11 protein-coding genes are annotated in these 13,512 nt (G+C 47.1%); 4 read left to right on the top strand and 7 right to left on the bottom strand.

The genetic code is table 11. From position 1 onward, the window contains the following. Positions 1–5: 5 nt before the first annotated feature. Complete coding sequence (locus QEP07_RS07745) at positions 6–1,829, top strand: DEAD/DEAH box helicase (protein WP_285009331.1); 1,824 nt, start codon at positions 6–8, stop codon at positions 1,827–1,829. Between the two features lie 52 nt (positions 1,830–1,881). Here the strand turns inward: QEP07_RS07745 and QEP07_RS07750 are convergent, their stop codons facing one another. The 3 genes from QEP07_RS07750 to QEP07_RS07760 all read right to left on the bottom strand — a co-directional run bounded on the left by QEP07_RS07750 (position 1,882) and on the right by QEP07_RS07760 (position 5,683). Beyond that, complete coding sequence (locus tag QEP07_RS07750) at positions 1,882–2,880, bottom strand: NAD(P)H-dependent glycerol-3-phosphate dehydrogenase (RefSeq protein WP_285009332.1); 999 nt, start codon at positions 2,878–2,880, stop codon at positions 1,882–1,884. 80 nt (positions 2,881–2,960) lie between these two features. Further along, a complete protein-coding gene (locus QEP07_RS07755; protein ID WP_285009333.1) occupies positions 2,961–4,304 on the bottom strand; it encodes an efflux RND transporter periplasmic adaptor subunit in 1,344 nt (447 codons plus the stop codon). Positions 4,305–4,345: 41 nt separating this feature from the next. After that, positions 4,346–5,683 (bottom strand): TolC family protein, encoded by a 1,338-nt coding sequence (locus tag QEP07_RS07760; protein WP_285009334.1) that lies wholly within the window; start codon positions 5,681–5,683, stop codon positions 4,346–4,348. 64 nt (positions 5,684–5,747) lie between these two features. Here QEP07_RS07760 and QEP07_RS07765 point away from each other — a divergent pair, with 64 nt between their 5' ends. Together QEP07_RS07765 and QEP07_RS07770 are read left to right on the top strand one after the other, a co-directional pair. After that, positions 5,748–6,365, top strand: coding sequence for a polysaccharide deacetylase family protein (locus QEP07_RS07765; RefSeq protein ID WP_285009335.1), 618 nt, complete (start codon positions 5,748–5,750; stop codon positions 6,363–6,365). A gap of 133 nt (positions 6,366–6,498) precedes the next feature. After that, a complete protein-coding gene (locus tag QEP07_RS07770; RefSeq protein ID WP_285009336.1) occupies positions 6,499–8,775 on the top strand; it encodes an aconitate hydratase in 2,277 nt (758 codons plus the stop codon). A 44-nt stretch (positions 8,776–8,819) separates the two neighbouring features. Here QEP07_RS07770 and QEP07_RS07775 read toward each other — a convergent pair whose 3' ends face one another. Next, entirely contained in the window at positions 8,820–10,631 is a 1,812-nt protein-coding gene (locus QEP07_RS07775; RefSeq protein ID WP_285009337.1) for a MutS-related protein, read from the bottom strand. 61 nt (positions 10,632–10,692) lie between these two features. Between QEP07_RS07775 and rlmH the strand changes: the two genes are divergently transcribed. Further along, the gene (gene rlmH / locus QEP07_RS07780) at positions 10,693–11,166 is read left to right on the top strand and encodes a 23S rRNA (pseudouridine(1915)-N(3))-methyltransferase RlmH (protein WP_256003898.1); all 474 of its coding nucleotides are present in this window, start codon (positions 10,693–10,695) and stop codon (positions 11,164–11,166) included. A 155-nt stretch (positions 11,167–11,321) separates the two neighbouring features. On the opposite strand, the gene QEP07_RS07785 is transcribed toward rlmH, so the two are convergent. The 3 genes from QEP07_RS07785 to QEP07_RS07795 form a co-directional block, all read right to left on the bottom strand. Beyond that, positions 11,322–11,858 carry a DUF5606 family protein gene (locus tag QEP07_RS07785; protein ID WP_285009338.1) on the bottom strand — a complete coding sequence of 179 codons (537 nt, stop codon included), beginning with the start codon at positions 11,856–11,858 and terminating at the stop codon, positions 11,322–11,324. Position 11,859: 1 nt separating this feature from the next. Further along, a complete protein-coding gene (locus tag QEP07_RS07790; protein WP_256003894.1) occupies positions 11,860–12,297 on the bottom strand; it encodes a peptidylprolyl isomerase in 438 nt (145 codons plus the stop codon). Between the two features lie 67 nt (positions 12,298–12,364). Then, positions 12,365–13,429: an NADH:flavin oxidoreductase/NADH oxidase gene (locus QEP07_RS07795; RefSeq protein ID WP_285009339.1), complete on the bottom strand. Its 1,065-nt coding sequence runs from the start codon at positions 13,427–13,429 to the stop codon at positions 12,365–12,367. Positions 13,430–13,512 lie beyond the last annotated feature (83 nt).

Genomic DNA, 13,512 nt, shown 5'->3' on the forward strand with positions numbered 1-13,512 from the left:
AATACATGATAAACCCATTTAGTAATTTGGGGATAAGTGATGATGTTGTTAGTGCCGTAAAGGATTTAGGTTTCGAAAATCCTACGCCGATTCAGGAACAAAGTATTCCTGTACTGTTAGAGGGCAATAACGATTTTGTTGGTTTGGCCCAAACAGGAACAGGAAAGACAGCCGCATTTGGCTTGCCCCTGTTAGAATTAATTGACTTTTCAAGCAAAAAGCCGCAGGCACTGGTCCTGTGCCCTACCCGCGAGCTTTGCCTGCAGATTACAAGCGACATCCGCAATTTCTCTAAAAACATTCCTGGTGCTAATATTGTAGCCGTTTACGGCGGAGCAAATATTATGCAGCAGCTTCGTGAGATCAGGATTGGTGTGCAAATCGTGGTCGCCACACCCGGCCGTATGTTAGACATTATCGGCCGTAAGGCCATAGACTTCAGCAATGTGAAGTATGTGGTGCTCGACGAAGCTGATGAGATGCTCAATATGGGCTTCCAGGAGGATATCAACGATATCCTCTCGACAACCCCTGACGATAAAAAGACCTGGTTGTTTTCTGCTACGATGCCCCCTGAGGTACGCCGCATAGCGAAAAATTACATGGATGAGCCTGTAGAGCTTACCATGGGTACAAAAAACACTGGTAACGTGAACATTGAGCACGAGTACTATGTGGTGAGGGCGCGCGACAAATACGCTGCGCTGAAACGCATCGTTGATTTCAACCCGGAGATCTTTGGCGTGGTTTTTTGCAAAACCAAGCTCGATACACAGGATGTTGCGGAACACCTGATTAAGGATGGCTACAACGCCGATGCGCTTCATGGCGATCTATCGCAGCAGCAGCGTGACAAGGTGATGCAGCGTTTCCGCGACCGGAGTATGCAGTTACTCATTGCAACTGATGTTGCTGCTCGTGGTATTGACGTGAACAACGTTACGCACGTGATAAACTATTCGCTGCCCGATGAGATAGAAAGTTACACGCACCGAAGCGGCCGGACTGGGCGTGCAGGTAAAACAGGTATTTCTATCTGCATTGTGAACTCTAAGGAGATCGGTAAGATCCGTCAGATTGAGCGGATTATCGGTAAGAAATTTACTAAAGCAGACCTTCCTACCGGATTTGATGTATGCGAAAAGCAATTGTTCGCCCTGGTGCATAAAGTACATAACGTAGAGGTGAATGAGAGCCAGATTGAGCAATATATCCCGCGTATCATGGATGAATTTGCCGAGTTAAGCAAGGAAGAGGTCATCAAGCGTTTCGCTTCACTGGAATTTAACAGATTCCTGGAGTATTATAAAAATGCACCTGATCTTAATTCAACTGATGCAGATCGTGGCGACCGTGTTGAGCGCGGCGAACGTTCGGACCGGGGCCGTAGGGCAAATGATGGTTATACACGTTTGTTTATTAACATCGGTTCTGTAGATGATCTGACCAGAGGCGATCTGTTATCATTTATCTGCAATAACGGTAAGATAAGCGGTAAGAGCGTGGGCAAGATAGACCTAAAAGGTGTATATTCTTTCTTCGAGGTTGAAGATTCGGCCGTTAGTGCATTATTCAACAACTTTAACGGCGTTGAATTTTCCGGGCGCGGCGTCAGGATCGAGCGGACCGGCGAAACTGAGGGCGGTAGCAGCAGAGGCCGGAGCGATCGCGGTGGCTATGGTGAAAGAAGAAGCAGCGGAAGACGTGACGGAGGAAGCAGAAGCGGAAGGCGTGATGGTGGAAGCGGAGGCGGATTCAGGGATTTCTCTGGCAAAAGTCGCGAGGAACGCAGCAGCGGACGACGCGATAGTGGAAAACGAAGATTTTAATATCTTTTAATATATATCCGGAAAGCCCTTTTAGTTATACTAAGAGGGCTTTTTAGCTTAACTGCTCGGTCAGCAGACGCATTTCTATGTGCGGTGAGTGCTTTTCATAGAGTACCGCGTAGACGGCCCGGCTGATAGGCATATCAACTTTATATTTTTTGTTGATGTGATGCATACAGTTGGCCGCATAATAGCCCTCGGCGATCATATTCATCTCCAGCTGGGCAGATTTTACGGTGTACCCTTTACCGATCATATTGCCGAAAGTCCGGTTACGGCTAAACTGTGAGTAGGCGGTAACCATCAAATCCCCAAGATAGGCCGACTCATTGATGTCTCTGGATATGGGATGTACGGCATCTACAAAGCGCTTGATTTCACGTATGGCATTGGAAATAAGGACAGCTTGAAAATTGTCGCCATACCCAACACCGTGGCATATGCCACTGGCCACTGCATAAATATTCTTAAGCACAGCTGCATATTCGGTCCCAAAGATGTCGTCGGAAATGTTTGTCTTAATATAACGGGTCGAAACCAGGTCAGAAAACCGTGCGGCGAGGCTGGTATCCAAGCCTGCAATAGTCAGGTACGAGAGTTTTTCGAGGGCGACCTCTTCTGCGTGACAGGGCCCGCTTATAACCAGCAGGTCTTCATAAGGCACTCCGTACTTATGATGCAGGAATTCGCCGATGATCTGGTTTTCATCGGGCACGATGCCTTTGATAGCAGACACAATCTTCTTTCCCTGAAGCTGCTCCGCTTTGATTTCTGCAAGCGTATCTTTTAGGAAGGCCGCAGGCACATTGAGCACCACATAATCGGCACTGCCGATGATATCGCTCAGATCGGGGGATATGTTTTCCCCTGGGATCCTGACCTCTACGGAACTTAGATAGTTTGGATTGTGTTTGTACTTCTGCAGGTGACAAATGGCGTCTGGATTGCGCATCCACCAGTAAATTTCCTTTTCTGTGAAGTTGTCTGACAGCATCTTAACGATTGCCGTAGCCCAGCTTCCGCCACCTACCATTGCAACTTTAGGCACCATATTATATAAATAAAAAACCCCGGTTCATTGTTTTAACCCGGGGCAATTTACTTATTTAAAACGGATACGCGGAGCCGATTTTACTTAGGTTCGGCAAATAGCTGATCTTTAGTAGTTTTCTCGACCTTGTCTCCGTCTTTTAAACGGTTTTGAATAGCCGAGTACGGACCAGTAACGACCTCTTGCCCCGCCTTAAGTCCGGTTTTGACGATGATGTACTGATCGTCTTGTATGCCCGTGGTCACCGCTGTCTTCTTAATAGTTCCATTGCTGAGAATGTACACGAATTGTTTGATCGTCTTGTCGGTTAACCGTGTTTTCTGCTGGTCGCTATCGTTGTTATTTTCCTCTTTTCCTGGCTCATTCTTCTTTTTACCATCATCTGTAAATACCGCTTGTATGGGAATGGCCAGCCCTTTCAAAGACTCGCTTTCGATATCGACTGTAGCCGACAAACCCGGGCGAAAAGGTGAAGGCAGGTCTTTGGCACCCTGTTTCAGATTGCTGTACGACTCGGCCAGGATGCGGACCTTCACAATGAAATTGGTAACCTGGTCGGTCGACGCAGCTGTACCCACATCTTTAGACGAGCTGGCGATTTCGGTAACCACTCCCTTGAACTTCTGATCGGCAAATGCATCAACTTCAATGAGGGCATTATCGCCTACGTTAACCCTGTTGATATCGTTCTCGTTCACATCTACGTTAACTTCCATGGAAGAAAGGTTAGATATGCGCATGATCTCCGTTCCGGCCATTTGCGCAGTACCCAGGATACGGTCGCCCAGTTCTACGGAAAGTTTGGATATGACGCCATCGACCGGTGCAAAGATAGTTGCCTTGGCAAGGTTTGCACTGGCTTCCTGAACGTTTGCACTGGTTTGGGCCAACTGGAATCTGGCCGCGGTTACTTCCGCTTTGGACCGTTCCAGAGTAGCCTTGGCACTCAGATAGGCGGCTTTAGCCGCATCGAACTCAGACGCAGAGATCACCTTCTTACCGTGCAGTTCTACGTTTCTTTTATACGTAGCTTCTGCATTGGCGAAGTTTGCCTGATTTTGCTGTAAGGTTTGCTGTGCGGCAGCTACGCTTGCCCGTTGCGAACTGTTTAGTGCTATTGCACGGTCGTATCCAGATTGCAGGACGTCAGGCCTGACTTTGATGAGCAACTGGCCTTTCTTGACCACATCGCCCTCTTTCACGAGGAGTTCTGTAACCTCGCCGGAAACTTCCGAACTTAGCTTCACCTCGGTTTCCGGCTGTATCTTACCGCTCGCAGTTACGGTTTCTATGACGGTTCTGACAGCAGCTTGCTCTGCTGTTACCTTTTCGATCTTCTTTCCGCCGATGAGACCGGCAAATTTAGCGGCTACGAGCAGTACCAGAATTGCACCTACTACGATCAATATGGTCTTTAATTTCATTTTATTGAGTATTTGTATTGTGTGTTAGGGTTGATATATGTTTAGAATGTGATCTGCTTACCAAGATAATAGTCGATGACCTTCGCCTTAAACAGCAAATCATACCTGGCCCGGATCATATCGATCTCCGCACGGTTACGGTTTGTCTGCGCAGTACTAAAATCAAGAGAATTAACCAGGCCGACGTTATAGCGCTGCTCAATGACGGCAAAGGACTCGCTTCGGGCATTAAATGTTTTAGTCGCTGACTCATAGGTGCTTCTGGCGCCTTTCAAATCGGCCACGGCTTGGTAGATTATCCGGTTGAGATTTATTTTGGTGAGCTCCTCATCAGTCTGCGACTGAAGGTAGTTGATCTGGGCTCTTTTAACATTCGACCTGACCTGGAACCCATTGAATATGGGAATGGATATGCTCATACCGATGCCCTTAGAGATATTATTTTCCAACTGGTCCCGGAAACTTTGGTTTTGCACTGCGGGAGGCAGATTGTAGTTGTAATTGTAGTAAGAGCCATAACTTCCGTTCATAGAAATCCGCGGATAATAGCTACCCTTGGCAATATCAATACCTTTTTCTGCCGCGAGGGTTTGAAGTTCGGCTAGCCTGATATCCGGAAAAAACTTGAGTGACTGGCTGTAAATTGACTCAGCATCGAAGGTCATTCCGGGCGCTGAAAACTCACTCAACGGAGGTGCCTGAACATTGTACTTAACGGACGAGGGCATGTTCATTAACTGAGCCAAAGTCAGGTAAGATATTGCCAGTGCATTTTCAGCTGTAGTTACATCGAGTTCGGATGTAGCCACAAGCGCTTTTGACTCTGCAATATCGGCCAGCGTCTTATTTCCAACATCAAAAAGCTCCTGCTGCTGTGCGAGTTGCTGTCTGGACACTTCGAGCTGCTGGGAGGCGGCACTAAGCCTGTCTTTGTTGAATAGTATATCCATGTAAGCCGTTACCACCTGCAAAAGCAAATCATTTTTTACCTTGTCGGTGTTGGCCTTACCCGCTTCGAGAAGGATTTTGTTCTGTCTGATCTGGTTCAGCTTGGCAAAGCCGGTAAAAACATCCACACTTGCTCCCAACCCGGGGCTGAAGCTGTAATTTTGGGTGTTTTCGTAGATACCCGTGTTACCGAAATTGTTACGTCCCCACCCCATATTCTGACTTAATGATGCATTTAGGGAAGGGTATAGCGCCAGTCTTGACTGCTGGAAGTTTTCGAAGGCCAGGTCTTCATTAAGCCTGGATTTCCTGATCTGCAGGTTATTATTAAGCGTCCTCTCGATGGCCTGCTGAATGGTGATAACCTCCTGAGCGCGCGCCGTTGTTATAGTGGCTACCAATGCCAGGCATATGGGGATGAACTTCATCATAGTTAACTTTTCACAATATTAATTATAAACAACCGAATCATTTGAATTTTATCTAAGTTTGGCTATGTACCTGATTAAATCGCCCCGCCTGCTTAAGTGGTATTACCCTGAGTTGACCTGGCACATGGAGCGCACTGATAAGGTTATATATCTGACCTTTGACGACGGACCCATACCGGATGTTACACCCTTTGTGCTAAAAACCTTACGGATGTTTGAGGCCAAAGCGACTTTTTTCTGTATTGGCGACAATGTCCGGAAGTATCCGGAAATATTCAGCGCCTTGAAAGATGAGGGGCACAGTATTGGCAATCACACCTTTAATCATTTGAAAGGCTGGAAGACGCATGACAAGATATATCTGGAGAATTTTGAGTTATGCCAGGAAATCACGGGCACAGAGCTGTTCAGACCCCCGTACGGACGCATCAGGAAGTCTCAGATTGCGGAAATCAAGCGCCGCTACCCTAACTTGAAGGTTGTTATGTGGGATGTTCTTAGCGGCGACTTTGACTTGCAACTTTCGCCGGTGAAATGCCTCAACAATGTTTTAACACATACTGAAAACGGTTCCATTGTCGTGTTCCACGACAGCCAGAAAGCGTTTGACAGACTAAAATACGCGCTGCCTAAAACGCTGGAACATTTTGCTGCGCAAGGTTACACCTTCCGGGCCCTTTGATGCACGGAACGACGGAAAACAGCCTATTTAGAAGAAGTATAAATAATATTATGATGTGTGGATGATAAGGGCGGCCTGTTTTTTTTTGTAAATTCGCGATATATAATATACTTACCTTTAATACATATTCTTAATGGCTTTTGATATAGAAATGATCAAGAAGGTGTATGCAAACTTCGGTCCCCGTGTGGAAGCAGCCCGTAAGTTAGTAGGCAGACCTTTAACACTTTCAGAAAAAATACTTTACGCCCATCTTTGGGAAGGACATGCAGGCGCCCCTTATAAGCGTGGTGCCGACTATGTGGATTTTGCCCCTGACCGTGTTGCCATGCAAGATGCGACTGCCCAGATGGCTTTGCTGCAGTTTATGCAGGCGGGCCGACCAGAGGTGGCAGTTCCTTCTACGGTGCATTGTGATCACCTGATTACGGCAAAGAATGGTGCTGAATTTGACCTTCCGGCCGCAAATACAGAAAGCCGGGAAGTATTCGATTTCCTTGCTTCGGTTTCAAATAAATATGGCATTGGCTTCTGGAAACCAGGTGCAGGTATCATACACCAGGTTGTTCTGGAGAATTATGCCTTCCCTGGCGGAATGATGATTGGTACTGACTCCCATACCGTTAACGCGGGTGGATTGGGTATGGTTGCCATTGGTGTTGGTGGTGCTGATGCATGTGATGTGATGGCTGGCCTGCCCTGGGAGCTAAAATTCCCTAAACTTATTGGTGTAAAGCTGACCGGAAAATTAAACGGATGGACCTCTGCAAAAGACGTGATCCTGAAGGTTGCAGGTATTCTTACTGTTAAAGGTGGTACCGGAGCAATCGTTGAATACTTTGGCGAAGGTGCTACAAATATGAGCTGTACGGGCAAAGGTACCATTTGCAATATGGGTGCTGAGATTGGTGCGACTACATCGACTTTCGGTTATGATGAGAGCATGGAGCGTTATCTGCGGGCGACCAACAGGGCCGACGTTGCTGATGCAGCCAATGCGATCAAAGAGTACCTGACCGGAGATCCTGAAGTTTATGCTGATCCTGAAAAATATTTCGATCAACTGATTGAAATCAATTTGTCTGAGCTTGAACCTTATCTTAACGGTCCGTTTACTCCTGATCTGGCCACCCCTATTTCTAAAATGAAGGAAGTTGCCCAAGCGAACGACTGGCCACTTAAGGTGGAATGGGGACTGATCGGTTCGTGTACGAATTCATCTTATGAAGACTTATCCAGAGCTGCTTCTATTGCCAAACAAGCCATAGATAAGGGCTTGACCACCAAGGCGGAGTTTGGTATTAATCCAGGCTCCGAGCAAGTTCGTTATACGGCAGATCGCGACGGTCTGCTTGGTACTTTTAAAGACCTGAACGCAACGATCTTCACAAATGCCTGTGGCCCTTGTATTGGCATGTGGGATCGCGTTGGCGCTGAAAAACAGGAGAAGAATACGATTGTACATTCCTTTAACAGGAACTTTGCAAAACGTGCCGATGGCAACCCTAATACATTTGCTTTTGTCACATCGCCGGAAATTGTTGCCGCTATCGCCATAGCTGGTGATCTTGGCTTTAACCCGCTTACAGATACGCTGACCAACAGCGCCGGCGAGCAGGTGAAACTTGATCCGCCTAAGGGTGATGAATTGCCGGTAAACGGTTATGCTGTGGAAGATGCGGGCTATCAGGCCCCGGCGGAAGACGGAAGTCATGTTCAGGTGATCGTATCACCTACCTCGCACCGTTTGCAACTGCTTGATCCTTTTGCTGCGTGGGAGGGTACAGACCTTAAGGGACTTAGATTGCTTATTAAAGCGAAAGGCAAGTGTACCACCGACCATATTTCAATGGCCGGACCTTGGTTGAAGTTCCGCGGACACCTTGACAATATTTCAAACAACATGCTGATTGGCGCGGTAAACTATTATAACGAGAAGACAGATTTCGTTAAAAATGCGCTTACAGGCGAATACGGACCGGTACCTGCAACACAACGTGCTTATAAGGCTGCCGGCATAGGATCTATTGTAGTTGGCGACGAGAACTATGGTGAAGGTTCTAGCCGTGAACATGCCGCTATGGAGCCGCGCCATCTTGGTGTTCGCGCTGTGCTTGTGAAGTCATTTGCCCGTATCCATGAAACGAATCTTAAGAAGCAGGGTATGCTTGCGCTGACTTTCGCTGATAAGGATGATTATGACAGAATTTTCGAAGATGACGTTGTTGACATCGTGGGGCTGACCTCGTTTGCGCCTAATACTCCGCTGACTTTGGTATTAAACCATGCAGATGGAAGCAAGGAAGAGATTGTAGTGAATCATAGCTACAATGCGCAGCAAATTGAATGGTTTAAAGCTGGCGGAGCGCTAAACATCATTCGCCGGGAGGCGGCTGCAAAAAATGCTTAGCCTGTAAAAGCGATATAGGAAAGCTCCCCGGTTGGGGAGCTTTTTTATTTTATACTGAGTCCGATTTCCTTAAGAAGGATAGCTGCGTTGAAGGTGGTACATGGACCTTGTTTTAACAGGTAGTCAAATTGCATTTGTCCGTCATGGATCTGAATGTCGAAGTGGTAGTTTCGCACCTTGTCAGGATGGCTGTCCTCCATCTCTGACAATTGCAGATCGTGGGTAGCGAAAAGTGTTGGTGTTTGCTGACTAAGTAACTTTTCTATAAAGACCTTTGATCCCATGTATTTATCACGACTATTTGTTCCCCGCAGCATTTCGTCGACCAGCACTAGCGAATCGGAGGATTCAGAGGTCGCTTTCAGAATAGCCTTGAGCCGGTTGAGTTCGGCCTTAAAAGTGGAGGTCTGATCGTTGAGGGAATCTTTGATCCGCATATAAGACAGGATTTGAAAAATAGAACAGGACATATTTGCAGCACATACTGGCGCACCAGTGTAAGCAAGTACAAGATTGACCCCGATGGTACGCAAAAAAGTACTCTTGCCAGCCATATTTGACCCGGTAATGATGTCGGTAGTTGGAAGCGGAGCAAAGGCATAAGTATTGGTTACCCGCAGCGTCTCGGGAATAAGCGGGTGGCCCAGTTGTGTTGCCGAAAGGGTGAAAGATGGTTTTATGTCAGGAAAATTCCAGTGGGGTTGATTGAATGACAAGGTCGCAAAGGAGATCAGCTCTTCAAATTGCCCAACCCGGTCGAGGCCTCGCAACAGATCGTCGGCCGAACTTTCATACCACCGGGCCAGACGGAGCGAACACCGGAGGTCCCATATAAGGAAAAGGCTTAAAAACGGGGCAAGTAGAAAGTTCAGCCTTGCATCAAAATCGCGAATGATTGCGCCCAGACGTCTGATGTCTGCACTTAGCTCCGAGCTATGCTGTTTACTATAAAAGCTCCTGATATAGCCACTTTGCCAACGGAACTTCTCAGTCCACCGGATGGTATCCGCAAAGTGTTCGAGGAGACCAGCACTTTGACCAAACCCAAGGTAAAGCCTGTTGACCCGGCCGATCTGAGACACGGTTACCACCGCATTAACAACTGCTGTCAATCCGAATACATTCCAATACAAACCGCCTTGCCATAGTGCGGCTATCAGGAGCGCAAACATGACATATGGCATTAAAAGAACATAAGGGCGCATCCACCCGGCCCTGGTGAACGTCAGCTGTCCGGCAAGCTGGTGACCAAGCTTTTCTTGAATCTGCTGCATTTTAACGCCATCGTGCTGGTGCAGTAGCGCCCGGAATTGGAAGGTCTCGTTGATCCGTTCCCGAAGTTCACGTATAGCTTCCTGACGTTGCAGAATGTACACAGCAGGTGCCGGAGCTCCAAGAGATTGACCAAGCAGGCTAAGACCTTGGCTTGTGTTGCAGCGGTTGACCATGGCGTATAACGAGCCGGGCCCATAGATGTCTAGATCGGACGCATACGAATGAGATTCATCGTCGAACACGCTTCCATCCGGGTATCCGTTTGCATGAGTTTCCAGCGCTTTTATCTCATTTTGATATACCCATAGCAACTTGTCGGCATACACTTTTGCTTCAGTTTTTCGACCCTGCATTTTAACGAGTACCAGAAACCCTACAACTGGCACTAAGAGCAAAATGACGAAAATCCAGGAAAACCCCAGGTTGATCATTGTCGCAACAATGATGATTTCGACGATGAAACTGCCCAGCCGGGCCAGTGAAATCCTGTTCAAACTTCTTTGCAGCTTTTGTGCCGTGGATTGCTGCTGATCTGCCAGCTGCCTGTAGTACGCCAAAATATCGGCTTTTGTTCTACGCATTTTTAGCTTATTTTTCTATGTTTGATAAATATAGAAATTTGAATAGAACCCAGGATATCAGATGAGGATTACCCTGCTTATTATAGGAAAAACGGAAGAAAAATATCTGATTGAGGGCATTGAAAAGTACCTGAACCGGCTGAAGCATTACGTTAACTTCAATGTGCGTATGATACCGGAAATTAAAAATACAAAGAGCCTGAACGAATCACAGCAAAAAAGTAAGGAGGCTGAATTACTGCTTAAACAGATCGGCACCTCCGATACGGTAGTCCTTCTGGATGAGCGTGGGAAAAAGTATACGTCGGTCCAATTTTCAAATTATTTGAACAAACAACTTATCGGAAGTGTTCAACATCTGATATTTGTGATCGGCGGGCCGTATGGGTTTGATGAGGCATTGTACAGACGGGCGAATAGCAGCCTTTCACTGTCAGACATGACGTTTTCCCATCAGATGGTCAGGTTGTTTTTTGTAGAGCAGCTATACCGGGCCTTTACCATCCTGAAGGGCGAACCATATCACCATCAATAATACACGGAGGAATTATGAGACTACCATCGGAATACAAGCGGGATTATCGCTTCAAAAGTGATCCAAAGAGGGATCGCTGGAGTTATACTATCGCGATCATAATTTCCGTGATCGCTTTTGTGGTTATCTGGTACTTTTTATAAAAAAAGGGAGTTTTAAACTCCCTTTTTGCTTATCATATTAGCTTTCTTCGCCGGTTGTGCAGCTCTTGACGGAGCTTTTGCGTTGGCGGGCTTCGGTGTCGCCTTCGGCTTTTCAGCCTTTTCTTCCACTTTGATATTCTCCTCTCCTGCAGTACCTGCCGGAGCTTCCTCTGAGAATAAGGGCAGGTCTTTAAGAATCTGGTACCAAGTTACGATCTTCTTCATATCTGAAGCGTATACTTTGTCCTGATCATGATTAGGCGCTACCTTTTCAAAAAAGCTGCGAAGCGTTTGAGTATCTGCCTTCACATCAGGCACAGAATCGCCTTCTGAACCTATATTAGAAAGGACATCTGTCAACTTCAAATCGTCGTCTTCGCCGTAAATGGTGATATCCTCAAGCGAAGCCAGTTTGGTGGTGGTCATACTGGCCACGATTTTGGTTTTCTGCCCATCAAGACTTTCAAGGATATATCCGCCCTTGTTCTGTCCAACCAATTTAAATAAGCCCGGGCGACCCGACACTGCTACTATTCCTCTCAGATTCATATTATTCTTCGATTATATCTATGCCTAAAATCTTGTCACCTTGTCTGATATCGTCAACCACATCAACATTTTCCACTACCTTACCGAAGCAGGTGTGATGTCTGTCAAGGTGTGCGGTATTGGTGCGGCTATGACAGATAAAAAACTGAGAACTTCCGGTATCTCTGCCTGCATGGGCCATCGATAAAACACCGCGATCGTGATACTGGTTATCACCGGTTAGCTCGCACTTGATGCGTGTTCCCGAACCACCAGCACCCGTACCTGTAGGATCTCCGCCCTGAATTACAAAGTCAGGGATCACACGATGAAAAGTTACGCCGTCGTAAAATCCTTCTTTAGCTAGTTTCAAAAAGTTGGCTACTGTATTCGGCGCATCCTGATCATAAAACTGAACGGTCATGTCGCCTTTCTCTGTTTTGATTATTGCTTTGCTCATGTTGTGTCTTTTGTAAATGGCAAACTTATGAAAATTGGGACGTATATCCAAAAGCCTTGAAAGGCCCTTAGCGGGCCCGGCCGTACTGTACAGGCCAATCCAGGTCTCCCCCTAATTCTCTGTTAGCTCTTGATGGGAAATAGGGATCTCGAAGACTTTCCCTGGCAATAAAGATCAGGTCGGCCGACTCGTTATCAAGGATTTCTTCTGCTTGCTGAGGTGTGGTAATCAAACCTACGGCGCCTGTGCATATACCCGCTTCCAGCCTGATCTGACGGGCAAAGTCGACCTGATAACCGGGCGTATTGGGTATATCTGCTTTGGGCAGATTCCCTCCTGAAGATGTGTCGACGAGATCTACTCCACTGGTTTTAAGTAGCATAGACAGGCTTACAGAATCATCGATGGTCCAGCCGCCGGCTGACCAATCTGTAGCCGATATACGCAGGAAGAGCGGACAGTCGCTGCCCCAGGCTTGTTTAACAGCGTCAGTTACCTCCAGTACCAGCCGAACCCGATTTTCAAACGAGCCGCCATACGAGTCTTTACGCTGATTGCTGAGCGGCGAATAGAACTGATGAAGCAGATAACCATGTGCGGCATGAATTTCAATCACATCATACCCTATCTGCTTTGCTCTTTTGGTAGCCTCGACGAAATCTCCGATCACCTTGGCTATGCCTACCTCATCAAGCTCTGCAGGTGCTTCATCCGGCTCCTTAAACGGCAGCGCACTTGGCCCGTAAGTTGTCCAGCCTCGCGGCTCTCGGGCGGCGATTTGTTGACCACCTTTCCAGGGGACTTCGCAGCTGGCTTTCCGCCCCGCATGAGCCAGTTGGACACCGATTTTCGATCCCTGGCTATGCACAAAGTCGACGATCTGTCTGAGCTTTTCTATATGTTCATCTTTCCATATACCTAGATCGGCATCGGTAATACGACCTTCGGGACTCACGGCTGTGGCCTCCTGCATAATTAAACCGGCGCCGCCAACTGCGCGGCTTCCCAGATGCACCAGGTGCCAGTCGCCGGCAAACCCGTCTGAACCCGAATATTGGCACATAGGTGAGACGACGATGCGATTTCTGAAAGTGGTATTGCGGATGCTGAAAGGGGATAATAGTTTGCTCATAGTTCTACGCTGAAAATTAAATGTATAACTTTATACATTTACATACGCTATAAACAGACATGATGTTTAAAAAATCGATAATT

It is taken from the genome of Pedobacter faecalis (assembly GCF_030182585.1).
GTDB lineage: Bacteria > Bacteroidota > Bacteroidia > Sphingobacteriales > Sphingobacteriaceae > Pedobacter > Pedobacter faecalis.